The sequence below is a fragment of the Burkholderia stabilis genome (genome assembly GCF_001742165.1).
Taxonomy (GTDB): domain Bacteria; phylum Pseudomonadota; class Gammaproteobacteria; order Burkholderiales; family Burkholderiaceae; genus Burkholderia; species Burkholderia stabilis.
This window is the reverse complement of sequence record NZ_CP016442.1, coordinates 819,003-844,194: the sequence shown is the minus strand read 5'-3', so window position 1 is coordinate 844,194 and position 25,192 is coordinate 819,003. Positions and strand designations below refer to the sequence as shown.

Annotated in this window: 21 protein-coding genes and 1 pseudogene; 18 read left to right on the top strand and 4 right to left on the bottom strand. The window is 67.9% G+C overall.

Going from position 1 to position 25,192, the window contains the following annotated elements; translation table 11 throughout:
* The first annotated feature begins 9 nt into the window (after positions 1–9).
* From BBJ41_RS03970 to BBJ41_RS03955, 4 genes are all read left to right on the top strand, one after another.
* Complete coding sequence (locus BBJ41_RS03970) at positions 10–702, top strand: alpha/beta hydrolase (protein ID WP_069745405.1); 693 nt, start codon at positions 10–12, stop codon at positions 700–702.
* Positions 703–917: 215 nt separating this feature from the next.
* Complete coding sequence (locus BBJ41_RS03965; RefSeq protein WP_069747578.1) at positions 918–1,733, top strand: ABC transporter substrate-binding protein; 816 nt, start codon at positions 918–920, stop codon at positions 1,731–1,733.
* Positions 1,734–1,837: 104 nt separating this feature from the next.
* Complete coding sequence (locus tag BBJ41_RS03960; protein WP_069745404.1) at positions 1,838–2,560, top strand: amino acid ABC transporter permease; 723 nt, start codon at positions 1,838–1,840, stop codon at positions 2,558–2,560.
* Between the two features lie 2 nt (positions 2,561–2,562).
* A complete protein-coding gene (locus tag BBJ41_RS03955; protein WP_069747579.1) occupies positions 2,563–3,288 on the top strand; it encodes an amino acid ABC transporter permease in 726 nt (241 codons plus the stop codon).
* Between the two features lie 71 nt (positions 3,289–3,359).
* Here BBJ41_RS03955 and BBJ41_RS03950 read toward each other — a convergent pair whose 3' ends face one another.
* Both BBJ41_RS03950 and BBJ41_RS03945 read right to left on the bottom strand, forming a co-directional pair.
* Positions 3,360–4,616, bottom strand: a complete 1,257-nt coding sequence (locus tag BBJ41_RS03950) for a M23 family metallopeptidase (protein WP_069745403.1) — start codon at positions 4,614–4,616, stop codon at positions 3,360–3,362.
* A gap of 338 nt (positions 4,617–4,954) precedes the next feature.
* Positions 4,955–5,602, bottom strand: a complete 648-nt coding sequence (locus BBJ41_RS03945; protein WP_069745402.1) for a TetR family transcriptional regulator — start codon at positions 5,600–5,602, stop codon at positions 4,955–4,957.
* Between the two features lie 150 nt (positions 5,603–5,752).
* Between BBJ41_RS03945 and BBJ41_RS03940 the strand changes: the two genes are divergently transcribed.
* From BBJ41_RS03940 to BBJ41_RS03910, 7 genes are all read left to right on the top strand, one after another.
* A complete protein-coding gene (locus BBJ41_RS03940) occupies positions 5,753–6,952 on the top strand; it encodes a MexX/AxyX family multidrug efflux RND transporter periplasmic adaptor subunit (RefSeq protein WP_069745401.1) in 1,200 nt (399 codons plus the stop codon).
* 15 nt (positions 6,953–6,967) lie between these two features.
* Positions 6,968–10,105 carry a multidrug efflux RND transporter permease subunit gene (locus tag BBJ41_RS03935; RefSeq protein WP_069745400.1) on the top strand — a complete coding sequence of 1,046 codons (3,138 nt, stop codon included), beginning with the start codon at positions 6,968–6,970 and terminating at the stop codon, positions 10,103–10,105.
* Positions 10,105–11,556: an efflux transporter outer membrane subunit gene (locus tag BBJ41_RS03930; protein WP_069747577.1), complete on the top strand. Its 1,452-nt coding sequence runs from the start codon at positions 10,105–10,107 to the stop codon at positions 11,554–11,556. Before BBJ41_RS03935 ends, BBJ41_RS03930 begins: the two co-directional genes overlap by 1 nt.
* A gap of 862 nt (positions 11,557–12,418) precedes the next feature.
* Positions 12,419–12,931 carry a fimbrial protein gene (locus BBJ41_RS03925; protein WP_069747576.1) on the top strand — a complete coding sequence of 171 codons (513 nt, stop codon included), beginning with the start codon at positions 12,419–12,421 and terminating at the stop codon, positions 12,929–12,931.
* Between the two features lie 87 nt (positions 12,932–13,018).
* Positions 13,019–15,505, top strand: coding sequence for a fimbria/pilus outer membrane usher protein (locus tag BBJ41_RS03920; RefSeq protein WP_455726608.1), 2,487 nt, complete (start codon positions 13,019–13,021; stop codon positions 15,503–15,505).
* A gap of 16 nt (positions 15,506–15,521) precedes the next feature.
* The gene (locus BBJ41_RS03915; protein WP_069747575.1) at positions 15,522–16,268 is read left to right on the top strand and encodes a fimbrial biogenesis chaperone; all 747 of its coding nucleotides are present in this window, start codon (positions 15,522–15,524) and stop codon (positions 16,266–16,268) included.
* Positions 16,265–17,296, top strand: a complete 1,032-nt coding sequence (locus BBJ41_RS03910) for a fimbrial protein (protein WP_069745398.1) — start codon at positions 16,265–16,267, stop codon at positions 17,294–17,296. The genes BBJ41_RS03915 and BBJ41_RS03910 overlap by 4 nt, the downstream gene beginning before the upstream one ends.
* A gap of 177 nt (positions 17,297–17,473) precedes the next feature.
* Here BBJ41_RS03910 and BBJ41_RS41075 read toward each other — a convergent pair whose 3' ends face one another.
* Positions 17,474–17,611, bottom strand: coding sequence for an HHHH-motif protein (locus BBJ41_RS41075; protein ID WP_163012795.1), 138 nt, complete (start codon positions 17,609–17,611; stop codon positions 17,474–17,476).
* Positions 17,612–17,659: 48 nt separating this feature from the next.
* Entirely contained in the window at positions 17,660–17,899 is a 240-nt protein-coding gene (locus BBJ41_RS03905) for a hypothetical protein (protein WP_069747574.1), read from the bottom strand.
* Between the two features lie 325 nt (positions 17,900–18,224).
* Between BBJ41_RS03905 and BBJ41_RS03900 the strand changes: the two genes are divergently transcribed.
* From BBJ41_RS03900 to BBJ41_RS03870, 7 genes and pseudogenes are all read left to right on the top strand, one after another.
* Positions 18,225–18,893 carry an RNA polymerase factor sigma-70 gene (locus tag BBJ41_RS03900; protein WP_069745397.1) on the top strand — a complete coding sequence of 223 codons (669 nt, stop codon included), beginning with the start codon at positions 18,225–18,227 and terminating at the stop codon, positions 18,891–18,893.
* An 88-nt stretch (positions 18,894–18,981) separates the two neighbouring features.
* A pseudogene (locus BBJ41_RS03895) lies at positions 18,982–19,224 on the top strand (MbtH family protein).
* 44 nt (positions 19,225–19,268) lie between these two features.
* Entirely contained in the window at positions 19,269–20,288 is a 1,020-nt protein-coding gene (locus BBJ41_RS03890; protein WP_069745396.1) for a TauD/TfdA family dioxygenase, read from the top strand.
* Positions 20,278–21,126: an ABC transporter ATP-binding protein gene (locus BBJ41_RS03885; protein ID WP_069745395.1), complete on the top strand. Its 849-nt coding sequence runs from the start codon at positions 20,278–20,280 to the stop codon at positions 21,124–21,126. The genes BBJ41_RS03890 and BBJ41_RS03885 overlap by 11 nt, the downstream gene beginning before the upstream one ends.
* Positions 21,123–23,213 (top strand): Fe(3+)-hydroxamate ABC transporter permease FhuB, encoded by a 2,091-nt coding sequence (gene fhuB, locus BBJ41_RS03880; protein ID WP_069745394.1) that lies wholly within the window; start codon positions 21,123–21,125, stop codon positions 23,211–23,213. Before BBJ41_RS03885 ends, fhuB begins: the two co-directional genes overlap by 4 nt.
* Complete coding sequence (gene fhuF / locus BBJ41_RS03875) at positions 23,210–24,010, top strand: siderophore-iron reductase FhuF (RefSeq protein WP_069745393.1); 801 nt, start codon at positions 23,210–23,212, stop codon at positions 24,008–24,010. The genes fhuB and fhuF overlap by 4 nt, the downstream gene beginning before the upstream one ends.
* Positions 24,007–25,026 (top strand): ABC transporter substrate-binding protein, encoded by a 1,020-nt coding sequence (locus BBJ41_RS03870; protein WP_069745392.1) that lies wholly within the window; start codon positions 24,007–24,009, stop codon positions 25,024–25,026. The genes fhuF and BBJ41_RS03870 overlap by 4 nt, the downstream gene beginning before the upstream one ends.
* Positions 25,027–25,192: the final 166 nt, after the last annotated feature.

Sequence of the window (25,192 nt, the reverse complement as noted above, 5' to 3'; positions counted from 1 at the left end):
AGAAACACGATGAGCAAACCCGCGATCGTGCTCGTGCACGGCTTCTGGGGTGGCGCCGCGCACTGGGCGAAAGTGATTGTCGAACTGGCGCGCAAGGGACATGCGTCCTTGCACGCGGTCGAGGTGCCGCTGACGTCGCTCGCCGACGACGCCGAGCGCACGCGCAAGATGGTCAGGCAGGTGGACGGCCCCGTGCTGCTGGTCGGCCATTCGTACGGCGGCGCGGTGATCAGCGAGGCCGGCAACCTGCCGAACGTCGCGGGCCTCGTGTTCATCGCCGCATTCGCACCCGACGCCGGCGAAAGCCCCGGCGGGATCACGCAGGAGCACCTGCCGGCGGCCGCGCCGAATCTCGCCCCCGACAGCGACGGCTATCTGTGGATCAAGCCCGACAAGTTCCACGAGAGCTTCTGCCAGGACCTTTCGTCTGACGAAGCGCTCGTGATGGCCGTCACGCAGAAGGCGCCGCTGGCGAGCACGTTCGCGGACACGATCACCGCACCCGCGTGGCGCACGAAGCCGTCGTGGTATCAGATCTCGAGCCAGGACCGGATGATCGCGCCTGAGAACCAGCAGCGGATGTCGGCGCGGATGAACGCGCGCAAGATCATCACGCTCGATGCGGGCCACGCGTCGCTGGCATCGAAACCGGCGGAAGTCGCCGCGTTCATCGACGAGGCGGCCGCGTCGCTCGCCGGATAAAACGGCGAGCGGCCGGCGGGGCGCAGCGCGATGCTGCGCCCGCGGCCGGCCTGGCTCATCACGAAACCCGCAGAGCAAAGCACCATTTGTTGGTTCGAATTCGCCGCACGCGCTGATACGTTAGCGGCTTCGCGATCACACACACCGTCGCGATGTTCCTCGAACCGGCCGCCGCGCGATCCGCGGCGGCCTTCATAACAAATCAGGTCGTGCTCATGAAATTCCACACTCTCGCTACGTGGCTCATCGGGGCTGCACTCGTCACGGCCGGCACCGTTGCGCACGCTGACCGTCTCGACGACATCAGGAAAGCCGGCGTGCTGCGCGTCGCGACGTTCGACAGCAATCCGCCGTTCGGTTATGTCGATGGCAAAAGCAATCACGTCGTCGGCCTCGACGTCGACTACGCGAAGGCGCTCGCCGACAAGCTCGGCGTGAAGCTGCAACTCCAGCCGACCAACCCCGCGAACCGCATTCCGTTCCTGACTTCCGGCAAGGTCGACCTCGTGCTCGCGAACTTCACGATCACCGACGAGCGCGCGAAGCAGGTTGACTTCAGCATTCCGTATTTCTCGTCGGGCCAGCAGTTTCTCGCGAAGAAGGGCGTGCTGAAATCGGCCGACCAGCTCAATGGCCTGCGCGTCGGTGCGGATAAGGGCACGACGAACGAGATCGCGCTGCGCGAGAAATTCCCGAAGGCGACGATCGTCGCGTATGACGACACGCCGTTCGCGTTCGCCGCGCTGCGCGCCGGCAACGTGCAGGCGATCACGCAGGACGGCCCGAAACTGATCGGCCTGCTCGCGAACGTGCCCGACAAGCAGAACTACGAGATCCCGGCGTTCACGATCACGAACGACTACATGGGCGTCGGCGTGCCGAAGGGCGAGACGCGCCTGCTCGGCTTCGTCAACGACACGCTGAAGGGGCTCGAGGCGAACGGCCGCGCCGGGCAGATCTACGACGCATGGTTCGGCCCGACGACGAAGACGCCGCTCACGCGGATCTTCCGCATCGGCGACAAGACCTGATCCAGGCTCGAGCCGCACGCGCGCCGCGTTTGCGCCGGAACATCGGCGTCGCGGCGCTTCCCGTTTTCTTCTTCCGATCGCGCGCTTCGCGCCCGTAACACAGCATGCTCGGGTTGGCTCCCAAATATCTGTCCTGGCTCTGGCAGGGTTTCCTGCTGACGCTCGGCCTCGCGGCCGCGTCGGCGGTCGCGGCGACCGCCGGCGGGCTGCTGCTCGCGGTCGTGCGTCATGCGCGCGGCACCGCGCCGCGTACGGCGGCGGCCGCCTACGTCGTCGCGTTTCGCAACACGCCGTTGCTCGTGCAACTGCTGTTCTGGTATTTCGGCGTTGCGTCGCTGCTGCCCGACACGTGGATCGCGTGGCTGAACGCGCGCCACGCAGTGAGCGCGGGCCCGTTCACGCTCGCGTGGCCGTCGTTCGAATTCGTCGCGGGCTGGGTCGGGCTGAGCGCCTATACGGCCGCGTTCGTCGCCGAGGAATGCGAAGCCGGCCTGCGCGGCGTGCGGCGCGCCCAGCATGACGCGGCTGCCGCGCTCGGCCTCACGCCGATGCAGGCGCTGCGTTACGTGGTGCTGCCGCAGGCCGTGCGCATCGCGCTGCCGCCGCTGTTCGGCCAATACATGAATCTCGTGAAGAACTCTTCGCTCGCGATGGCGATCGGCGTGGCCGAGCTGTCGTATGCATCGCGGCAGGTCGAGACCGAAACCTTCAAGACCTTCGCCGCGTTCGGCGTCGCGACGGTGCTGTACGTCGCAGCGGTGGCCGCGATCGAGGCCGGCGCCTACGCGGCCACACAATGGCGCGACCGGCTCGGGGCGGGGCGCTGACGATGGACATTTCGCTGCTGCTAGCCAACCTGCCGTACCTGCTCGTCGGCGCGTTTCCGGAAGGGCCGCTCGGCGGCGCCGCGCTGTCGCTGGTGCTCGCGATCGCGTCGGCGCTTGCGTCGGCGGTGCTCGGCATCGCGCTCGGCGTCGCGATGGCGCTCGCGCGCGGCCCCGCGCGCGTGCTGCTGCTCGCGTTCATCGGCTTCTTCCGCGCGATTCCCGTGCTGATGCTGATCTTCTGGACGTACTTCCTGATGCCGATGCTGCTGCACATGGATGTGCCGGGGCTCGCGACGGTCGTGTGCGCGCTCGCGCTGGTCGGCGGTGCGTATCTCGCGCATGCGGTGCATGCGGGCATCGTCGCCGCGGGCGACGGGCAGTGGCAGGCCGGACTGTCGCTCGGGCTCACGCGCTGGCAGACGGTGCGTTACGTGCTGCTGCCGCAGGCGATCCGGATCATGACGCCGTCGTTCGTCAACCAGTGGGTCGCACTCGTGAAGGACACGTCGCTCGCGTATATCGTCGGCGTGCCGGAACTGTCGTTCGTCGCGACGCAGGTGAACAACCGGCTGATGGTGTATCCGGCGCCGATCTTCCTGTTCGTCGCGGTGATCTATCTCGTGCTGTGCACGTCGCTCGACGGCGCGGCGCGCTGGTTGCTGTCGCGCCGCCCGCGTGCGGAACGCGTCGCGCAGGCAGCGGCCGAGCGCGTGGAACCGGCGCGGTGACGGTGCGCCGCGTGCCGCCGCGCATGCTCCGCCACTGATTCAGCGCGTATCCGCGGCGCGCGGCACGTGCGTCACGATGCCGAGTAGTGCGTGTTGAAAACCGCGCGCAGCGTCGACTTGTCGGTGGCGAAGTCACCCCACAGCGGGCCATCGTTCTGCGCGAACGCGAACGGCGCCGTGCTGATCGACGCGAGGCGGAAGCGCCAGTCTGCGGCCTCCTGACGGAACGCGGTGAGCTGCATGTCGGACAGTGCGGTTTGCGCGCTGGCCAGCGTGACGAGCGGGTCGACCGGATCATTTGCGATGCGCACTTCGAAATGCAGGTGCGGGCCGGTTGCGGCGCCCGTCATCCCGACCGAGCCGAGCCGCTGGCCCTGCTTCACGGTGTCGCCCACCTTGAGCCCGTGCGCGAATGCGGACAGGTGAGCGTAGTAGGTCGAGTAGCCGTCCGCGTGATCGACGATCACGTAGCGGCCGTAGCCGCCCGGATCGAAACCGGCGAACGACACGACGCCATCGGCCGCCGCGTCGACGGGCGTGCCGCTCGGCGCGGCGAGATCGACGCCCGTATGGAACGCCATCGCCTGCGACAGCGGATGGATGCGCTCGCCGAAGAACGAGCTGATGCGCGTCCACTTGACCGGCATCGTGAACGCGGCTGCTTCGAGCGGCGTGCCGTCGAGCGTGTAGTACGCGCCGTGTTCGGCGCCCGGTGCACGGAACCAGATCGCGCCGAACGTGCGGCCGGCGACGCGCAGCTCGAGCGCGGTGAGGCGCGGCGTGCCGGCGTTCGTATCGAACGCGATGCGGTAATAGTCGCCGCGCTGCGCACTGGCGCGCATCGCGACCTTGCCGCTGACGAGATCGCCGAGCTGGATACGCACTTCGGGCGGCACGTCGAGACGGTTCAGCGCATCGGACAGCGTGAGCTCGATGTTGCCCGCGCGCATCTCTTGCCGGTTTTCGGGCGGCGCGAACTGGAACAGGCTCGTATAACCGAGCATGTCGTTGCGGTGCGCGCTGAGCGGCGCGAACAGGCCCGGTTGCACGTTGCGGTCGTTGGGTGCGTTGTGCTCGCCGATCGTGCGGGCGAGCTCGCTCGTCACGAAATGCTGCGCGGTGGGAAACGGCGTGTCGGACAGCACGCGCTGCGGCAGCACGGCCGTGCCCGAGTCGACGGCGCCCGGCAGTTGCGAGACTGCCGGCAGCGCGGCGGCCAGGCCGAGGGCGGCGAGGGCGCCGAGCACGGCGGCCGGCACGAGCGCGCGCACGACGCGCTGCGCGCGGCCGGGCGCGAAAGCATCAGGAGTTGCGGCTTGCTTGACCAAGGTGTCCACATCCAGGAAAACGGTTCAAAGGGGTGTGGGCAGGAGCCACCGGCGGCACATCCGTCGAGCGGCGACGGGGCGGGCGGCGGGCGTGCAACAAAACAGGCCCCGCCAGGGGCCTGTGTCGTTTCCGTTCGACCCAACGCGCGGGGCGGGCCCGCTTCGAACGGCGGCGTGCATAGCGGGTCGAACCCGGTTATCACGAAGACGCTAAAGAAAGATGACAGCGTCAGTCTACCGATGTTCCGCGAAACGTTAAAAATTTTAAAGGGGGTCAGCTCATTCGTTTCGCAGTGCGGTAAATCGGGTTAAATCAGCATTTATTACGATGAATTTCGTCAGTCAGGCAATTTTTGCGCGCGGACACGCAGCGCGACGGAGGTGCGGACGGCGTCGAAGCCGGCATCGAGCATCGCTTCGGCGTCGTTCCACAGATTGCCGCGCAGCCGGTTGGTCCAGATCATCGATGCGAACACGCCTTCGAGCAGCGACACGAGGTAGACGGCCGCCAGGTGCACGTCGAGATCGGCGGCGATATCGCCGGCCGCGATCGCGCGGCGCAGCAGCGCCTTCGTGATCCGCAGCATCTGCAGCTCGAGCAGCATGCGGCGCCGCTGCAGCGCGCCGTTTTCCTCGCTCTGCTCGCACTTCGTATAGAGGATCACGAGCACGCGCTGCATCGGGCCCGGCTCGCCGCATTCCTGCAGGTAGTGCGACGCGGCGCGCCGCAGCGTGTCGAGCGGCGGCAGGCTCTCGTCCGCGTCGAAGCCTTCCGACGTACGCGCGAAGGCGCGGTCGCACATCGCGAGACACACTTCCATCTTGTTGCGGTAGTGGCCGTAGACGGCGCCCCGCGACATCCCGGCGGCTTCGGCGAGGTCCGCCATCGTGGTTTGCGCGACGCCGCGTTCGAGCAGCACGAGCTCGGCGGCGTCCAGGATCCGGTGCTTGATGGCGAGCGATTCTTCCCGGGTCTTGCGGGCCATGTCGTGAGTTTCCTTACAAATCGCTGTCGTTTTATTGAGACAGTGTGGCAGTCAGATTAAAACAGCATTTATTTAATCAGTCGTGACTGATTATAATCGGCCACCCTGAGCCGCCGCATTTTATCGGCGGCGAACGATCCGAGGTCACACATGAATAACAATCGCTCCCTGTTGCGCCATGGGCTGGCGCCGTTCGCGTTGGCGGCCGTGCTGGCCGTCGCCGGATGCGGAAAGGGCGACAAGGACGCAGCGCCGGAGACCGCGAAGCAGGCAACCGTCGTGACGGTGCGCCCGACGGCCGTGCCGATGACGGTGGAACTGCCGGGCCGGCTCGACGCGTACCGGCAGGCGGAAGTGCGCGCGCGGGTCGCGGGCATCGTCACCGCGCGTACCTACGAGGAAGGCCAGGAAGTGAAGCAGGGCGCGGTGCTGTTCCGCATCGATCCCGCGCCGCTGAAGGCCGCACGCGATGCCGCGCAGGGTGCGCTCGCGAAGGCGCAGGCCGCCGCGCTCGCGGCGAGCGACAAGCGCCGCCGTTACGACGATCTCGTGCGTGATCGCGCGGTCAGCGAGCGCGATCATACCGAGGCCGTCGCCGACGACACGCAGGCGAAGGCCGAAGTCGCATCCGCGAAGGCCGAGCTCGCGCGTGCGCAGCTGCAGCTCGACTATGCGACCGTCACCGCGCCGATCTCGGGCCGCGCGCGGCGCGCGCTCGTGACCGAAGGCGCGCTCGTCGGCCAGGACCAGGCAACGCCGCTCACGACCGTCGAGCAGCTCGATCCGATCTACGTGAACTTCTCTCAACCGGCCGCCGACGTCGACGCGTTGCGCCGCGCGGTGAAGAGCGGGCGCGCGACCGGCATCGCGCAGCACGACATCGCGGTGACGCTGCTGCGCGCCGACGGCACCGCGTACCCGCTGAAGGGCAAGCTGCTGTTCAGCGATCTCGCGGTCGATCCGACCACCGATACCGTCGCGATGCGCGCGCTGTTCCCGAATCCGGAGCGCGAGCTGCTGCCCGGCGCGTATGTGCGGATCGCGCTCGACACGGCGGTCGACCAGCGGGCGATCCTCGTGCCGCGCGACGCGCTGCTGCGCACGACCGACCGCACGTCGGTGCGCGTCGTCGGCGCGAACGGCAAGGTCAAGGACGTCGAGGTCCTGGCCGACCAGATGAGCGGCCGCGACTGGCGTATCACGCGCGGCCTCGCGGGCGGAGAGCGCGTGATCGTCGACAACGCGGCGCAGTTCGCGCCCGATACGGCCGTCAAGCCCGTCGAGAAGGCGCAGGCGCCGAAGGCGGCGCCGGCAGCGGCCGCTTCGCAGGCGGCTGCCCGTCAAACCTGACCGGTTCAAACCACCATGGCACGTTTCTTCATCGATCGCCCCGTCTTCGCGTGGGTGATCGCAATCTTCATCATGCTGGGCGGCCTGTTCGCGATCCGCGCGCTGCCCGTTGCGCAGTACCCGGACATCGCGCCACCCGTCGTCAGCATTTATGCGACGTACCCGGGTGCGTCCGCGCAGGTCGTCGAGGAATCGGTGACGGCGCTGATCGAGCGCGAAATGAACGGCGCGCCCGGGCTGATGTACACGTCCGCAACGAGCAGCGCGGGGATGGCATCGCTGTACCTGACGTTCAAGCAGGGCGTGAACGCCGATCTCGCGGCCGTCGAAGTGCAGAACCGCCTGAAGACGGTCGAGGCGCGCTTGCCCGAGCCCGTGCGTCGCGACGGCATCCAGGTCGAGAAGGCCGCCGACAACATCCAGCTCGTCGTGTCGCTCACGTCCGAAGACGGCCGGATGACCGACGTGCAGCTCGGCGAATATGCGTCGGCGAACGTCGTGCAGGCGCTGCGCCGCGTCGAGGGTGTCGGCAAGGTGCAGTTCTGGGGCGCTGAATATGCGATGCGGATCTGGCCCGACCCGGTGAAGATGGCCGGGCACGGCCTCACCGCGTCGGACATCGCATCGGCCGTGCGCGCGCACAACGCGCGCGTGACGATCGGCGACATCGGCCGCAGCGCGGTGCCGGACAGCGCGCCGATCGCCGCGACCGTGTTCGCCGACGCGCCGCTGAAGACGCCGGCCGATTACGGCGCGATCGCGCTGCGCACGCAGGCCGACGGCTCCGCGCTGTACCTGCGCGATGTCGCGCGCATCGAGTTCGGCGGCAACGACTACAACTATCCGTCCTACGTGAACGGCAAGGTCGCCACCGGCATGGGCATCAAGCTCGCGCCGGGCTCGAACGCGGTCTCCACCGAGAAGCGCGTGCGCGCGACGATGGACGAGCTGTCCGCGTTCTTCCCGCCGGGCGTGAAGTACCAGATCCCGTACGAGACGTCGTCGTTCGTGCGCGTGTCGATGAACAAGGTCGTCACGACGCTGATCGAAGCGGGCGTGCTGGTGTTCCTCGTGATGTTCCTGTTCATGCAGAACCTGCGCGCGACGCTGATCCCGACACTCGTCGTGCCGGTCGCGCTCGCGGGCACGTTCGGCGTGATGTATGCGGCCGGCTTCTCGATCAACGTGCTGACGATGTTCGGGATGGTGCTCGCGATCGGCATCCTCGTCGACGACGCGATCGTCGTCGTCGAGAACGTCGAGCGGCTGATGGTCGAGGAAGGGCTCGCGCCCTACGACGCGACCGTCAAGGCGATGAAGCAGATCAGCGGCGCGATCATTGGGATCACGGTCGTGCTGACGTCGGTGTTCGTGCCGATGGCGTTCTTCGGCGGAGCGGTCGGCAACATCTACCGGCAGTTCGCGCTGTCGCTCGCGGTGTCGATCGGCTTCTCGGCCTTCCTTGCGCTGTCGCTGACGCCCGCGCTGTGCGCGACGCTGCTCAAGCCCGTGTCCGGCGACCATCACGAGAAGCGCGGCTTCTTCGGCTGGTTCAATCGCTTCGTCGCGCGTGCGACGCAGCGCTATGCGACGCGCGTCGGCACGATGCTGAAGAAGCCCGTGCGCTGGCTCGTCGTGTACGGCGCGCTGACCGGCGCCGCCGCGCTGATGCTCACGCAACTGCCGACCGCGTTCCTGCCCGACGAGGACCAGGGCAACTTCATGGTGATGGTGATCCGCCCGCAAGGCACGCCGCTCGCGGAAACGATGCAGAGCGTGCGCGAGGTCGAGTCGTACATCCGCAACGACGAGCCGGCCGCGTATACGTTCGCGCTCGGCGGCTTCAACCTGTACGGCGAAGGGCCGAACGGCGGGATGATCTTCGTCACGCTGAAGAACTGGAAGGAGCGCAAGGCCACGCGCGATCACGTGCAGGCGATCGTCGCGCGCATCAACGAGCGCTTCTCGGACACGCCGAACACGACGGTGTTCGCGATGAACTCGCCGGCGCTGCCCGATCTCGGCTCGACGAGCGGCTTCGACTTCCGGCTGCAGAACCGCGGCGGGCTCGACTACGCGACGTTCAGCGCCGCGCGCGAGCAGTTGCTCGCGGCGGGCGGCAAGGAACCGGCGCTCACCGACCTGATGTTCGCCGGCACGCAGGACGCGCCGCAACTGAAGCTCGACATCGATCGCGCGAAGGCGTCCGCGCTCGGCGTGTCGATGGACGAGATCAACACGACGCTCGCGGTGATGTTCGGCTCGGACTATATCGGCGACTTCATGCACGGCACGCAGGTGCGGCGCGTGGTCGTGCAGGCCGACGGGCTGCACCGGCTCGATCCGGACGACGTGAAGAAGCTGCGCGTGCGCAACGCGCGCGGCGAGATGGTGCCGCTCGCGGCGTTCACGACGCTGCACTGGACGCTCGGGCCGCCGCAGCTCACGCGCTACAACGGCTTCCCGTCGTTCACGATCAACGGCTCGGCCGCGGCGGGCCACAGCAGCGGCGAGGCGATGACCGCGATCGAGCGGATCGCCGCGAAGCTGCCGGCCGGCATCGGCTACTCGTGGTCGGGGCAGTCGTTCGAGGAGCGGTTGTCGGGTGCGCAGGCGCCGATGCTGTTCGCGCTGTCGGTGCTCGTCGTGTTCCTCGCGCTCGCGGCGCTGTACGAGAGCTGGTCGATTCCGTTCGCGGTGATGCTGGTCGTCCCGCTCGGCGTGATCGGCGCGGTGCTCGGCGTCACGCTGCGGATGATGCCGAACGACATCTATTTCAAGGTGGGGCTGATCGCGACGATCGGTTTGTCTGCGAAGAACGCGATCCTGATCGTCGAAGTCGCGAAGGACCTGGTCGCGCAGCGCATGTCGCTCGTCGACGCTGCGCTGGAGGCCGCGCGCCTGCGGCTGCGGCCGATCGTGATGACGTCGCTCGCGTTCGGCGTCGGCGTGCTGCCGCTCGCGTTCGCATCGGGCGCGGCGTCCGGCGCGCAGATGGCGATCGGCACCGGCGTGCTCGGCGGCGTGATCACGGCGACCGTGCTCGCGGTGTTCCTCGTCCCGCTGTTTTTCGTGATCGTCGGCCGCCTGTTCGACGTCGGCCCGCGCCGGCGCGGTGGTGCGCAGCCGGCGACGTTGGAGGGATCGCAATGATGTTTGCGCTGAATGCACGCGCTGCGCTGCGGGCTCAGCTCGCGCTGGCCGCCGCGCTCGCGCTCGCCGGCTGCTCGCTCGCGCCGCGCTACGAGCGGCCGGCGGCGCCCGTGCCGTCCACCTATGCGCCGGCCGACGGCAGCACCGCGCAGGCCGCCGCGCCTGCCGATGCCGCGCTGCTCGACGACTGGCATGCGTATTTCACCGACCCGGCGCTGCAGGCGTGGATCGACGCGGCGCTCGCGAACAACCGCGACCTGCGGATCGCGACCGGCCGGGTCGAGGAAGCGCGTGCGCTGTACGGCGTGCAGCGCGCGGACCTGATGCCGTCGGTCGATGCGAATCTCGGCTATGAGCGCGCGCGCCAGTACGACCCGGTCGTGCGCGAAAGCGCGATCAGCGGGCTGTATCGCGCGGGCGTCGGTATCAGCGCGTACGAGCTCGACCTGTTCGGCCGCGTGCGCAACCTGTCCGACGCGGCGCTCGCCGAGTATTTCGCGACGGCCGACGCGCAGCGCACGGTCCGCATCGGCGTGATCGCCGAAGTGGCCGGTGCGTATGTGTCGGAGCGTTCGCTGCACGAGCAGCTCGCGTTGGCGCAGCGCACGCTCGATGCGCGCGAACGCATGGCCGCGCTCACGCAACGCCGCTACGGGGCCGGCACGAGCGACGCGATCGAACTGCGTTCGGCCGAGATGCTGGTCGCGTCCGCGCGCGCATCGCAGGCCGCGCTGCAGCGCGAGCATGCGCAGGCCGTGCGGGCGCTGCAGTTGCTCGCGGGTGATTTCGCGCGCAACGCGCCCGACGACGGGGCCGCACTCGACACGCTCGCGATCGCACCGGTGGCGCCCGGCGCGCCGAGCGCGCTGCTCGAACGGCGGCCGGATATCCGGCAGGCCGAGGCGCGGCTCAAGGCCGCGAACGCGCAGATCGGCGCCGCGCGCGCGGCGTTTTTCCCGCGCATCGCGCTGACCACCGATTACGGCTCGGTCAGCGACGCGTTCTCGAGCCTGTTCGCGGCCGGCACGAGCGTGTGGACATTCGCGCCGCGCATCACGCTGCCGATCTTCGCGGGCGGACGCAATCGCGCGAATCTCGACGTCGCGAACGCGCGCAAGCACATCGCGGTCGCCGAATACGAGAAGACGATACAGACCGCATTCCGCGAGGTGGCCGACGCGTTCGCCGCGCGCGACTGGATCGATCGCCAGCTTGCCGCGCAGCAGGATGTCTACGCGGCAGACGGCGCGCGGTTGAAGCTCGCGGAGCGTCGTTATGCGGGCGGCGTCTCGACGTATCTCGAGCTGCTCGACGCACAGCGCAGCACGTACGAGTCGGGGCAGGAGCTGATCCGGCTCAAGCAGCTCAGGCTCGCGAACGCGATCACGCTGTATCGCGCGCTCGGCGGCGGCTGGGCGCCGGCATCGGCGGAGGCCGCGGCTTCCGCATGATGGCGCGCACGACGCGCAACGCCTGACGCCGCAGCGCGCCGGGTGACGACACGACAGCGGCCCGATTCGTCGGGCCGCTGTCGTTTTGACCGGCATCGCGGCCTGCGGCGGTGCCCGGTACGCTCGGCGACGGCACGTCTTCGGCAAGCGCACCGAACGCTTTCCATCCGGCGGCAGGGCGGAAGCACACCGCCCGATGCAACCCGCATCCGGCGACCGAACGCGTCGCCGTCCGGCGCAAACGTATGCGCCGAGATTGTCCCTTCTGATCTCGAGTAACCGGCCCGCTTATCGCGGTCCGACGGCACGCGCATGTGTGCGGTTTCAGATCGGCAATTGACTGAGTGATTAATCAATGTATTGGAATTAATGATGGCGGCAAAGTGTCGCAGCAAAACGTTTGTATTCTTTTCGCAATCGTTTGCGCACTGAATCAGGATTGCCTGATTCGCCGGTTAATTTCCTGTCAGTTGAAAATCATTCGATATTGGCGTTGTCATCGGGCAACGATGGCGGTATCTGACAATGTTTTGTCTTTTTCAGGACGGGTTCGACGGAAGCCAATGCCAGCAAGGATGTGGCCGATGAAGATGTCTGTCGACGGAAAATCTCTTTAATCTTCAATTGGTTCCGAAAAATAAAAAAGGACTGCGGACAAAAATGCCGGAATTGAAAATTGACGGGAAGGAATGAAATTCTCGAAAGATGAATTGAACATTGTCAGAAGCATTTGACAATGATTTACAAAAATCTTTCATGATTATCTCGATAATGCCGCCTCGTGACGGACGGGAGCCACCACACGCTGCCGTTTGTGTCCGCCACGTCGTCCATTCTCTTTGCAATTCTCATGGAAAACGTCATGAAAAAATCCCTCCTGACCGCTGTCGCACTCGCAGCCCTGTCCACCTCGGCCTTCGCAGCGGGCACCGGCACGATCAACTTCACGGGTGAAATCGTCGCGGGCGCATGCGGCATCGATTCGAACTCGGTCAACCAGACTGTGCAGCTCGGCAAGGTGCCGACCAACAAGTTCAAGCAAGCCGGCGACAAGTCGGACGCGATCCCGTTCGACATCAAGCTGACCGACTGCGACACGAGCATCGCGCAGAACGCGTACTTCACGTTCACGGGCACGTCGAGCGCAGGCCAGCCGAAGCTGCTCGCCACGATCGGCTCGGCCACCAACGTCGGCATCCGCCTGCAGGCCGCGTCGGGTGAATACCTCGACAACGGCGCCGAGCAAAAGGCGCCGACCCTGCTGCAAAACGGCACGAACGTCGCACGCTTCGCCGCCATGTACGAAGCGACGGCAGCCGGCGTGACGCCGGGTACCGCAGACGGCGTCGCGAACTTCACGGTTCGCTACCAGTAAGCCGCCGTACCGGGGAAGGGTGCGCGCACCTTTCCTCGTTCGTTTTTCCTCCCGTTTCCCTCTTCCTCGGACTTCCGGTAGCGCCGCGTGCGAATCAGACATTCCTTCCTTTGCGTCTCCGTGCTGGTCGTCGGCAGCCAGAGCCATGCGACGGAATTCAATTCGTCGTTTCTGAACATCGACGGCGCGAACAATGTCGATCTGTCGCAGTTCTCGCAGGCCGACTTCACGCTGCCGGGCGAGTACATGCTCGACGTGCAGGTCAACGACCTGTTCTACGGGCTGCAGTCCATCGAGTTCATCGCGGTAGACGCGTCCGGGGCAGGCAAGCCGTGCCTGCCGCCGGAGCTCGTCGCGCAGTTCGGGCTGAAACCGTCGCTCGTGAAGGACCTGCCGCGCTTCCAGGGCGGGCGCTGCGTCGATCTCGGCGCGATCGAGGGGGCGACCGTGCGTTACCTGAAGACCGACGGACGGCTCAAGATCACGATTCCGCAGGCCGCGCTCGAGTTCAGCGATTCGACCTACCTGCCGCCGGCGCGCTGGTCCGAAGGGATTCCCGGCGCGATGCTGGACTATCGCGTGATCGCGAACACGAACCGCAACTTCGGTGCGGGCGGCGGGCAGACGAATTCGATCCAGGCCTACGGGACGGTGGGCGCGAACTGGGATGCATGGCGCTTTCGCGGCGACTACCAGGCGCAATCGAACGTGGGCAATACCGCGTATGCGGACCGCACGTTCCGCTTCAGCCGGCTTTACGCATTTCGCGCGCTGCCGTCGATCCAGTCGACGGTGACGTTCGGCGACGACTACCTGACCTCCGACATTTTCGACACGTTCGCGCTGACGGGCGCGTCGATCCGCAGCGACGACCGCATGCTGCCGCCTTCACTGCGCGGCTATGCGCCGCTGATCGCGGGCGTCGCGCGCACCAACGCGACCGTGACCGTGTCGCAGGCCGGCCGCGTGCTGTACGTCACGCGCGTGTCGCCGGGTGCGTTCGCGTTACAGAACATCAACACGAGCGTGCAGGGCACGCTCGACGTGGCCGTCGAGGAAGAAGACGGCAGCGTGCAGCGCTTCCAGGTGACGACCGCCGCCGTGCCGTTCCTCGCGCGCACCGGGCAGCTGCGCTACAAGGCGGCCGTCGGCAAGCCGCGCCTGTTCGGCAGCGCCGGCATCACGCCGTTCTTCGGCTTCGGTGAAATCGCGTACGGCCTGCCGTTCGACGTCACGCTGTACGGCGGTTTCATCGCCGCGTCGGGTTATACGTCGATCGCGCTCGGCGTCGGCCGCGATTTCGGCACCTTCGGCGCGGTGTCCGCCGACGTCACGCATGCGCGGGCGCGCCTGTGGTGGAACGGCGCGACGCGCAACGGCAACTCGTATCGCATCAACTATTCGAAGCACTTCGACGTGCTCGATGCCGACGTGCGCTTCTTCGGCTACCGCTTCTCCGAACGCGAATACACGAACTTCGCGCAATTCTCGGGCGACCCGACCGCGTACGGCCTCGCCAACAGCAAGCAGCGCTATTCGGCGACGATGTCGAAGCGCTTCGGCGACACGTCGACCTATTTCTCGTACGACCAGACCACCTACTGGGCGCGCTCGTCCGAGCAGCGCGTCGGCCTCACGCTGACGCGCGCGTTCTCGATCGGCACGCTGCGCAACCTGAACGTCAGCGTGTCGGCGTTCCGCACGCAGAGTTCGGGCGCGAGCGGCAATCAGTTCTCGGTGACCGCGACGCTGCCGATCGGCGGCCGCCACACCGTCACGTCGAACCTGACCACGGGCAGCGGCAGCACGAGCGTGAACGCGGGCTACATCTACGACGATCCGGATGGCCGCACCTACCAGGTCAACGCGGGCGCGACCGACGGCCGCGCATCGGCGAACGCAAGCTACCGCCAGCGCACGTCGGCGTACCAGCTGACCGCGCAGGCGTCGACGCTCGCCAATGCGTACGCGGCCGCGTCGCTCGAAGTCGACGGCTCGTTCGTCGCGACGCAGTACGGCGTCTCCGCGCACGCGAACGGCAACGCGGGCGATACGCGGCTGCTGGTGTCGACCGACGGCGTGGCCGACGTGCCGCTGTCCGGCACGCTCGCGCATACCGATTCGCGCGGCTACGCGGTGCTCGACGGCATCTCGCCGTACAACGTGTACGACGCGACCGTCAACGTCGAGAAGCTGCCGCTCGAAGTGCAGGTGACGAACCCGATCCAGCGCATGGTGCTGACCGACGGCGCGATCGGCTTCGTGAAATTCTCCGCCGCGCGCGGCAGCAACCTGTACCTGACGCTGACCGACGCGGCCGGCAAGCCGCTGCCGTTCGGCGCATCGGTGCAGGACGCGGCGAACGGCAAGGAGCTCGGCATCGTCGGCGAGGGCGGCGCGGCGTTCCTGACGCAAGTGCAGCCGAAGTCGTCGCTTGCGGTGCGCGCGGGCGAACGCACGCTCTGCACGATCGACACGCTGCCGAACCAGCTCCAACTCGAAGGCACGCCGATCCCGGTGACGTGCCAGACGCCCGGCGAGTCGCATGCAGCGGCCGCGCGGGTCGAACGATGAATCCACGGATCCTGTGATGAAAAATTCCTTCTCTCTTTCTTTTCCGCGGCGCGCGCTGGGCGTGCTCGCGACTGCCGGCGCACTGTTCGCGGGCGCCGCCCATGCAGCGATCGTCCCCGACCGCACGCGCGTGATCTTCAACGAAGGCGAACAGGCCGCGATCGTCACGATCACCAACAAGAGCACGACGTATCCGTATCTCGTGCAATCGTGGCTCGAGGACACGAAGGGCAACAAGATCACGTCGCCGCTGATGGTCGTGCCGCCGCTGCAGCGTGTCGAGGCGAACGAGCGCAACGTGCTGCGGATCGCGAAACTGCCGGGCGTCGAGCTGCCGGCCGATCGCGAATCGGTGTTCTACCTGAACATCCGCGAGGTGCCGCCGAAGACCGATACGCCGAACACGCTGCAGATCGCGCTGCATACGCAGATGAAGCTGTTCTATCGGCCGAAGGCCGTGCAGCCGGCGCGCGACGAGGACTGGACGCTGCCGATGACGTTGCGGGTCGATTCGGCCGCGCACACGCTCGTATTCGACAATCCGACGCCGTATCACATCACGATCGTCGACGTCGCATCGGGCGCGCAGAAGACGCACGTGCCGCTGGAACCGGTGATGGTCAGCCCGATGAGCACGGCCGACGTGCCGTTCAAGGCCGCGACGCCGGCGACGCTGTTCGTCACGCATATCGACGATTACGGCGGCCAGGTGGCGGTCGAGTATGCGTGTGAGGCCGGTGCCTGCAAGAGCGTGAAGAAATGAGCGGCGCGCGGCGAAACGGGATCGCGGCGCGGATGCCTGCGTGGCTCAGGTGGTGCGTGCTCGCGCTGTTCGTTGCGCTGGCGCAGCCGGCGTGGGCCGTGCGCTGCGTCGCGAACGGCGGCGGTGTATCGCTGACGGAAGCGATCGGCAATGTTGCGTCGTATCCGACCGATGCGCCGGACGGTTACGTCATCTGGGTGTCGCCGCCGCGCACGACGACGGGATACTGCTACAAGGATCTCGGCGGCAGGGAGAAAACCTACGGCGAGTGGATTTATTTCTACGCGAACCCTGAAAAGCAGACCCCGGCCGCGTGGGGGCTCGAGATCGGCATTCGCTATCTTGGGGAGGATTACTTCGGCCGCAGCAGCCAGCCGGGTGACGGCGTGCAGACGAAAACGTATGTGGAGGCATGCACGCTGAGCGACAACGACGTCAAGGCCGGGCGATGCGAGAAATTTCCGCTGAGCATCACGTACCAGGTCGTCGTACGCAAGCGCGGCAACTTTGTACGGCCGCCGTCGGACATCTACGCGGTGTTCCAGTTCGACGGCAGGGGCGGTCTGAACTTCATCAACCCGAGTTTCCGCTACAAGCTGAGCGGTCTGCAGAACCTGAAACCGACGCCGTGCATCGTCGACGTGAAAGTCACGCCGGAACCGGGCATCGTGAAGTTCGGGCAGGTTCAGGCGACCGGCAACGGTTTCTCGCCCTCGGTGCCGCGCAAGTCGTTCAGCCTCGCGCTGACCAAGCAATGCAGCATTCCGGTGCGCGTGGACGGTTACTTCGAGACATCGCAGACAGTCCAGAACGGGCTGCTCGTGCCGGACCCGAAGAGCAATTTCGGCATCGGCATCGAGGACCGGGACGGCAAGGCGATTCCGTTCAACCAGCAGTTCATGCTCGCGCAGATGCCGGGAAGCGTGAACTACCAGAGCGTGACGCTCGATGCGGTGCTGAAGGCGTTCGGCCCGCCGAAGATCGGGCCATTCAACGGCACGGCGACGATCCGGCTGTTTATCTACTGACGCATGCGGGCCGTGCGTTGCCCGTTCGGTGCAGGATGTCGTCGCGCCAACGGTATCGAACGAGCGCGACGACGCACCGCAATGATCGGCCGGAACGGGCGAATGCCTGCGATCCCCCGGTCGGGAAACAAAAAAGCGCCGGCTTGCCGGCGCTTTTTCCTGTCTGCTGCGCGATACTCAACGCACCCAGCGACACACCTTGTGATGGTGATGATCGAAGCGGCACTCGCGGTGCTGATGCGCTTCGGCGATGGCCGGCACGAGCACGGCGGCGGCCAGGGCCGCGACGGTCAGCGTTTTCAGTAGCGTTTTCATGTTGAAGTCCTTGTCGTTGAAGAGCGGATCACGGGAAGGGAAAGGGGGTTACCACTGCGGCCGCTGGTCGTCGCGTCGGTCGTCCCGATGATCGTCCCGGCGGTCGTCATACCCACGGGAATGCTGCGCTTCCCAGTCGCGGCGTTCCCAGTAGCGATTTCCGTCCCAGTAACGATCGCCATGCCAGCCGATCGTGACTTGAGCCGGGCCGGGGTAGGCCACGCACCCGGTCAGCATCACGCTCGACAGCGCGCCAACCATGACAGCGGATAACACGATGGATTTCATGGTTTTCTCCCTTGGAAACGGCAACCCGATCGTACGAGCCCCCAAAATTTCACGTGGTAAGAAGTTGCTACCGCAAATGACAGGTGCAGGCGCTTTGTCAGATACGTGAAAGATCGTGTGGGCGTCGCGCAAGCGGGCCTCGTCGATCGGGATCGCCGACAACCGCGCGCCGCGCCCGATGATGGGCGTCCCATCTGCCCGGACAACAATTCCGCCAATTGTTCAGACAAATCCCGACAATCGAAAGGGTCATCTGGTAATCGGATTGAGAATGATTTGCGTTTACGTTAAATTGCGCTATCTCGGAATTTGACGGAGCAGATCGATGGCAATGGCGGAAGTGCTCGAACGACCGGCAGCGGCAACGGCGAACCCGTTCCTCGGCAGTTATCCGGACCTGCCGTCACGCGCCGCGCCGCGTGCGCGTCGTACCGCGGAGCCACGCGCAGAGGGCGCGCTGCTCGACGTGCTGATTTCCCATCGCGCGATGCTCGTCAACGTCGCGCGCGGCTTCGTCGGCTGCGCGAGCCGTGCCGAGGACGTCGTGCACGACGTGTTCGTGAAGCTCGTCGAATTCCCTAACCAGGACGCGGTGCGCCAGCCGGTCGCGTACGTGACGCGGATGGTGCGCAATGCGTCGATCGACGCGTGCCGCCGGCAAAGCCTCGAGAACGTCTATCACACGGAAGAGGACGACGGCTTCGACGTGCCGTCGCCGGAACCGACGCCCGAAGCCGCGCTGATGACGCGCGATACGCTGCGGCGCGTATGGGCCGCGCTCGAGGACCTGCCGGCGCGCAGCCGCGCGGCATTCGAGATGGTGCGGTTGCGCGAGGAGACGCTGCAGACCGCGGCGCGCGCGCTGAACGTGTCGCAGACGCTCGTGCATTTCATGGTGCGCGACGCGGAGCGCCACTGCGCCGAATGCCTCGATGCGTGCCATCGCGGCGTCGCGTGCCCGGTGTTCCTCGGCGGCCGTGCGCGGCGGCGGTAAAAAAACGCGCCGGCCAATCGTCTATCAGACAGGAGCGGCGCAATCCGCCGCTTCGCCTCCTTCAACCGCCTCCTGCTTTTTTCCGATCATGACGCAAGCCACGACGCCTTCCGCCGACACCGACGATCTCGTCTACACGGTCGTCATCAACGACGAAGAACAGTATTCGATCTGACCGACGTTCCGGCCCGTGCCGGCCGGCTGGCGCGAGACCGGCGTGAGCGGCCCGAAGGCCGACTGCCTCGCGCACATCGAAACCGTCTGGACCGACATGCGCCCCGCGAGCCTGCGCCGCGCGATGGACGGCGAGCGCGCATCGCGCGCGTCGTGACCTGCTGCGCCGCGACCCGGCGCGCTACCTGAAGAGGACGTTGCATGACCTTGCTTTCGTTGCCGACGCTCGACGACCTGCGTATCGAGCCGGGGCTGCCCACCGTCGTGTCGCCGCGCGGCAGCGACGGCATGTCGATCGACGAAGTCGCGCCGCTGGCGCGCCAGATTGCGGCCGACACGCTCGAACGGGCGGGCGGCGTGCTGTTCACGGGCTTTCACGTGCCGTCGATCGATGCGTTCCAGCAGTTTGCGGCATCGTTCGGCGATCCGCTGATCGGCTATGAATACGCGTCGACGCCGCGCAGCCAGGTCGAGGGCGCCGTCTACACGTCGACCGAATACCCGCCGCACCGCGCGATTCCGCTGCACAACGAGCAGTCGTATACGCGCGAATGGCCGCTGCGGATCTGGTTCCACTGCGCACTCGCCGCGCCGAAGGGCGGTGCGACGCCGATCGCGGACAGCCGCGCCGTCTACCGTGCGCTCGATCCGGCGCTCATCGCGCGCTTCGAGCAGCGCGAGCTGCTGTACGTGCGCAATTTCGGGCAAGGGCTCGACCTGCCGTGGCAGCAGTCGTTCGGCACCGACGAGCCGGCCGAAGTCGAGCGGATGTGCGCGGCGCGCGGCATCGAATGCGCTTGGCGCACCGATGACGACGGCGAGCTGCTGCTGCGCACGCGCGAGCGCTGCCAGGCGGTCGCGCGCCATCCGCGCACGGGCGAGCGCGTGTGGTTCAACCAGGCCAACCTGTTTCACCTGTCCGCGCTCGACGACGACATGCAGGAAGCGCTCGTCGATGCGGTCGGGCTCGAGAACGTGCCGCGCAACGTGTACTACGGCGACGGCGAGCCGCTCGAGGCCGACGCGCTCGCGGAGATCCGCGGCGTGCTCGATCGCCAGCGCATCGTGTTCCCGTGGCAGACGGGCGACGTGCTGATGCTCGACAACATGCTGACCGCGCATGCGCGCGACCCGTTCGAGGGGCCGCGCAAGGTCGTCGTCGCGATGGCGCAGAGTTACACGGTCCCGCGCGCGACCGAACGGAGGACCGATGACGCGTAGTACCGCCGCGCTTGCCGCGCGGGGGCTGACGGTAGGTTATCGCGACCATGTCGTGATCGACGGTTTGGACCTGTCGATCGCGGCCGGTCGCGTAACTGCGCTGTGCGGCCCGAACGGCTGCGGCAAGAGCACGCTGCTGCGCACGCTCGCGGGCCTGCAGCCCGCGCGTGCCGGCCATGTCGAAGTGAACGGCAAGCCGCTCGCGTCGTTTCGCCGCCGCGCGCTCGCGCGCGAGCTGACGATGCTCGCGCAGTTCAACCAGATTCCGTCGGGGCTCACCGTGCGCGAGCTCGTCGCTTACGGGCGCTACGCCTACGGCGGTTTCCTGCGCGGCCTGTCGCGCGCCGATCATCTGGCGATCGACGAGGCGCTCGAAACGAGCGGCCTCGCCGACGATGCGGGCCGCGACGTCGGCGCGCTGTCGGGCGGCGAGCGCCAGCGCGCGTGGATCGCGATGGCGCTCGCGCAGCAGGCGCCGATCGTGCTGCTCGACGAACCCACGACCTATCTCGACATCCATCACCAGCTCGACATCCTCGATGCGCTGCGCACGCTGAACCGCGCGCGCGGGTTGACGATCGTGTGGGTGCTGCACGACCTGAACCAGGCGGCCGCGTACAGCGACGAGATCGTGCTGATGCGCGCGGGCCGCCTCGTCGCGCAGGGCACGCCCGACGCGATGCTCGATCCGGCGCGGCTGCGCGCGGCCTTCGGCGTCGAGATGCTGAAACTCGCGCACCCGCAGACGGGTGCGCCGATGTGCGTGCCGGCCTACGGGCCGTCGAGCGACGGCGTGCCGCATGCAGCCAGCGTCTTCGACCGGGATCTCGCCGTATGACGACGTTCGCGATGCGCAAGCGCCTCGCGGCGGCGGGGAAGGGCACGGCCTCGGGCCGGGCCGGCGCGATTGCGTTCGGCCTCGTCGCACTGATCGCGCTGCTCGCGGCGCTGCGCGTCGCCCCCGATTTGCGCGTGTGGTGGAGCGCGGTGCCCGGCAGCGACGCCGCGGCGCTCGCACACGTGTTCCTGTTCGACCTCAACCTGCCGCGTGTCGCGGCCGCACTCGTTGCGGGCGGCTGCCTCGGCATCGCGGGCGCGCTGTTCCAGTCGCTCACGCGCAATCCGCTCGCGTCGCCCGACCTGCTCGGCGTGACGGGCGGCGCGCAGCTCGGCTTGCTCGCGGCGATGCTCGTGCCGGCACTGGCCGGCGTCGCGTCGGTGCCGCTGCTGTTCGTGTGCGGGCTGGCCGCCGCCGCGTGCGCGATCGTCGCGGCCGGCGGCTGGCGCGCGACGCCGCTGCGCCTCGTGCTCGCGGGCAGCGTATGCATGCTGCTGTTCGCCGCGCTGTCGACGCTCCTGCTCGCGTTCTTCGAGCAGAACATCGCGGGCGCCGCGCTGTGGGCCAACGGCAGCCTTTACCAGCCGGGCGCGACGGGCCTCGCGCTCGCCGCGCGCTGGCTCGTCGTGCCACTGGTCGCGCTGCCGTTCGTGATCCGGCCGCTGAATCCGCTGACGCTCGGCGATGATGCGGCGGCGGCGGCCGGCGTGTGCGTCGATGCGACACGGCTCGCCGCGACGATCGTCGCGGTCGCCTTCACGAGCGTGGCCGTCAGCATCGCGGGCCCGCTGTCGTATGTCGGCCTGGTCGCGCCGAACCTGCTGCGCCAGGTGCGCGGCGCGCGCGCGGCCCGGCTCGGCGTGCTGGTGCCGCTGTCGGCGCTCGCGGGCGGTGCGCTCGTGCTCGTCACCGACAGCGCGGTGCTCGCGTCGGGCCTCGACGCGACGCTGTCGACCGGCGTCGCGATCGCACTCGTCGGCACGCCGCTGATGCTCGCGATGATCCGGCGCGGCGCGGCGTGGTCCGGCGTGCTGCATGCGGATGCCGAGCGCACGACGGGCGGCGGGTCGACCCGGCTGGTCGGCTGGCTCGAACGGCTCGGCTGGCCGCTGCGCACGACGCTGTTCGTCGTGATCGGCGCGCTCGCGATTTTCGTCGGCGTATCGGCCGGCCCGGAATGGCTGTCGCCCGCGCGCTGGGCCGCCGCGCTGTCCGGCCAGGATGCGCTCGCGCGGATGCTGATCGACCTGCGCATGCCGCGTCTGTTGTGCGCGCTCCTCGCGGGCGCGCTACTTGCCGTGAGCGGCGTCGCGATGCAAAGCGTCGTGCGCAACCCGCTCGCCGGCCCCGAAGTGCTCGGCGTCACGCAGGGCGCGGGGCTCGTCACGTTGTTCGCATTGTCGACGTGGCCGCTGATGGGGCATGTGACGCTCGCGGCGGCCGCGCTGATCGGTGGCGGGCTGTCGCTCGCGGTCACGCTCGCGCTGAATCACCGGCATCGTTATGCGCCGCTCGCGGTCGCGTTGACGGGTATCGTGATCGGCGCGCTGTGGACAACGCTCGCGCAATGGCTGATCACGCAGCAAAGCGTGCAGCCCGCGCGCTTCGTCGTGTGGCTCGTCGGCGGCACCTATGGCCGGAGCTGGGGCGAGGTGTCGATGCTGCTGCCGTGGTGCGTGCTCGCGGTGCCCGTGTTCGCGTGGCTCGCGCGACCGCTCGACATGCTTGCGCTCGGCGACGACCAGGCGGCCGCGCTCGGCCTGCCGGTTGCCGCACTGCGGCCGCTCGCGCTGACGATCGCGACGCTCGCCGCATGCGCGGCCGTCGCGGCGGTCGGGCCGGTCGGTTTCATCGGGTTGATGGCGCCGCACGTCGCGACGATGCTCGGCGCGCGTCGGCATCGCACGCGGCTGTGGCTTGCCGCTTTCTGCGGTGCATTGATTCTCGGCGTCGCGGATCTCGCGGCCCGCACGGTCGTCGCGCCGCGCGAAGTGCCGGCCGGCGTGCTGACCGCGCTGATCGGCGCGCCTTACCTGCTCGGGCTGCTGATTCTCGAGGGGCGCCGCGCACGGCGCGCGGGGCGATGACGCCGTTGCCCGACGGCGCGCGCGCCACGCGCTTCTCGGCGTTCGCGCCGGAGCCGTTCGCCGACCATCTCGACGTCGTCTGGCTCGGCCTGCCCGACGATGCGCATGCGCCGGGCCGGATCGTCGTACCCGTCAGCGCGTTGCCCGAGCATCGCGACGCGGTGCTCGACGCGATGGTCCGCCACTACGGCGGCGACCCGGCGCGGCATGCGCGCGCGCTGATGTCGCAATGGAGCAAATACTATTTCGGCCGCGCGGCGCCGGCCGGCGTCGTCGCCGCGCTGACGCTCGGCCGGCCGCTCGACATGACGCCCGAGCGCACGTTCGTCGCGCTCGACGACGGGATGCCCGTCGCGCTGTATTTCGCGCCGGACGCGCTCGGCGCGCCGTGCGACGATCCCGAGCCCCGCTATGCGGGGCTCGTCGCGCATCTCGGCGCGGTGATCGACCTGCTCGCGGCGATGGGCCGCGTCACCCCGCGCGTGCTATGGAGCAACGCGGGCAACCTGCTCGACTATCTGCTCGACACGTGCCGGTCGCTGCCGTGTGCGGCCGATCCCGTGCGCGACGCGGGCTGGCTGTTCGGCTCGACGTGCCTTGGCTGCGAGCCGAATCCGCTGCGCACGCCGGTGCGCGACGCCGTGCCGCGCTCGCCGCTGCTGCCGACGCCGTTTCGCGCGCGCCGCGTGTGCTGCCTGCGCTACGAAATTCCTGGAGAAACGCAACTGTGTGGAAGCTGCCCCCTGCTACTGACGATGGACGACGCGGCGCTGGCCGAGCAGGACGCGATCCGGTGACGCACGACGCGGGCCGTCGCCATGCGCTGGGTGCGCTCGCCGCGCTCGGGGCCGCGTGCTGCGGCGCATTTCCTGCGTCGGCCGTCGCCATCGAAGGCAACGCACGCGGCGCGCCGGGCGCCGTATCGCTGGCCGGCAACCCGGTCGTATCGCAGGCGAGCGCGAAGATGCCGGTGCGGCCGCAACGCGTGGTCGCGCTCGATTTCATGTTCGCGGAAAGCGTGGTCGCGCTCGACCTCGTGCCGGTCGGGATGGCCGATACCGCGTTCTATCCGGGCTGGCTCGGCTACCAGAGCGACCGGCTCGCGCACGTGACCGACATCGGCTCGCGGCAGGAGCCCGGGCTCGAGGCGATCGCGGCGGTCAAGCCCGATCTGATCATCGGCGTTGGTTTCCGGCATGCGCCGATCTTCGACGCGCTCGACCGGATTGCGCCGACGATCCTGTTCCAGTTCAGCCCGAACGTGTCGGAGGACGGCGTGCCCGTCACGCAGCTCGACTGGATGCGGCAGATCTTCCGCACGATCGGCACGGTCACGGGGCGCGACGCACGCGCACAGGCGGTCGATGCGCAACTCGACGCGGGAATCGCGCGCAATGCGGCGCGGCTCGCGGCAGCGGGGCGAAAGGGCGAGCGCATCGCGCTGCTGCAGGATCTCGGCTTGCCGGACCGTTACTGGGCCTATACGGGCAACAGCACGTCGGCGGGCCTCGCGCGCGCTCTCGGCCTCGATCCGTGGCCGAAGAAGCCGACGCGGGAAGGCACGCTGTACGTGACGTCGGCCGATCTGCTCACGCAGCGCGACCTGGCCGTGATGTTCGTGACTGCATCGGGGATGGACGTGCCGCTGTCGGCCAAACTCGATTCGCCGGTGTGGCGCTTCGTGCCCGCGCTGCGCGATCACCGGATCGCGCTCATCGAACGCAATATCTGGGGATTCGGCGGGCCGATGTCGGCGCTGAAGCTGGCCGACGTGATGACCGATACGATGCTGAAGCTGCCGGCCGCGCGTTGAGCGTGTTGCTCGTGTTTTCCGGCGCGGCTTCGATGGGCAGGGCGTTGTCGCCAGGTTGACGGTGGGCGGCTTCGACCATCCGCCGGCAACCCGACATTATTTCCTTCTGAACCAAACACCATCGCCGGCGCGCCGCAATCGCAGCGCGCCGGCGATGTGTTATCGA

Bases quoted from the DNA above. Each gene is read 5' to 3' on its own strand.
- BBJ41_RS03970 (WP_069745405.1), top strand. From the start codon at position 10: ATGAGCAAACCCGCGATCGTGCTCGTGCACGGCTTCTGGGGTGGCGCC.
- BBJ41_RS03965 (WP_069747578.1), top strand. From the start codon at position 918: ATGAAATTCCACACTCTCGCTACGTGGCTCATCGGGGCTGCACTCGTC.
- BBJ41_RS03960 (WP_069745404.1), top strand. From the start codon at position 1,838: ATGCTCGGGTTGGCTCCCAAATATCTGTCCTGGCTCTGGCAGGGTTTC.
- BBJ41_RS03955 (WP_069747579.1), top strand. From the start codon at position 2,563: ATGGACATTTCGCTGCTGCTAGCCAACCTGCCGTACCTGCTCGTCGGC.
- BBJ41_RS03945 (WP_069745402.1), bottom strand. From the start codon at position 5,602: ATGGCCCGCAAGACCCGGGAAGAATCGCTCGCCATCAAGCACCGGATC.
- BBJ41_RS03940 (WP_069745401.1), top strand. From the start codon at position 5,753: ATGAATAACAATCGCTCCCTGTTGCGCCATGGGCTGGCGCCGTTCGCG.
- BBJ41_RS03935 (WP_069745400.1), top strand. From the start codon at position 6,968: ATGGCACGTTTCTTCATCGATCGCCCCGTCTTCGCGTGGGTGATCGCA.
- BBJ41_RS03930 (WP_069747577.1), top strand. From the start codon at position 10,105: ATGTTTGCGCTGAATGCACGCGCTGCGCTGCGGGCTCAGCTCGCGCTG.
- BBJ41_RS03925 (WP_069747576.1), top strand. From the start codon at position 12,419: ATGAAAAAATCCCTCCTGACCGCTGTCGCACTCGCAGCCCTGTCCACC.
- BBJ41_RS03915 (WP_069747575.1), top strand. From the start codon at position 15,522: ATGAAAAATTCCTTCTCTCTTTCTTTTCCGCGGCGCGCGCTGGGCGTG.
- BBJ41_RS03910 (WP_069745398.1), top strand. From the start codon at position 16,265: ATGAGCGGCGCGCGGCGAAACGGGATCGCGGCGCGGATGCCTGCGTGG.
- BBJ41_RS41075 (WP_163012795.1), bottom strand. From the start codon at position 17,611: ATGAAAACGCTACTGAAAACGCTGACCGTCGCGGCCCTGGCCGCCGCC.
- BBJ41_RS03905 (WP_069747574.1), bottom strand. From the start codon at position 17,899: ATGAAATCCATCGTGTTATCCGCTGTCATGGTTGGCGCGCTGTCGAGC.
- BBJ41_RS03900 (WP_069745397.1), top strand. From the start codon at position 18,225: ATGGCAATGGCGGAAGTGCTCGAACGACCGGCAGCGGCAACGGCGAAC.
- BBJ41_RS03890 (WP_069745396.1), top strand. From the start codon at position 19,269: ATGACCTTGCTTTCGTTGCCGACGCTCGACGACCTGCGTATCGAGCCG.
- BBJ41_RS03885 (WP_069745395.1), top strand. From the start codon at position 20,278: ATGACGCGTAGTACCGCCGCGCTTGCCGCGCGGGGGCTGACGGTAGGT.
- fhuB (WP_069745394.1), top strand. From the start codon at position 21,123: ATGACGACGTTCGCGATGCGCAAGCGCCTCGCGGCGGCGGGGAAGGGC.
- fhuF (WP_069745393.1), top strand. From the start codon at position 23,210: ATGACGCCGTTGCCCGACGGCGCGCGCGCCACGCGCTTCTCGGCGTTC.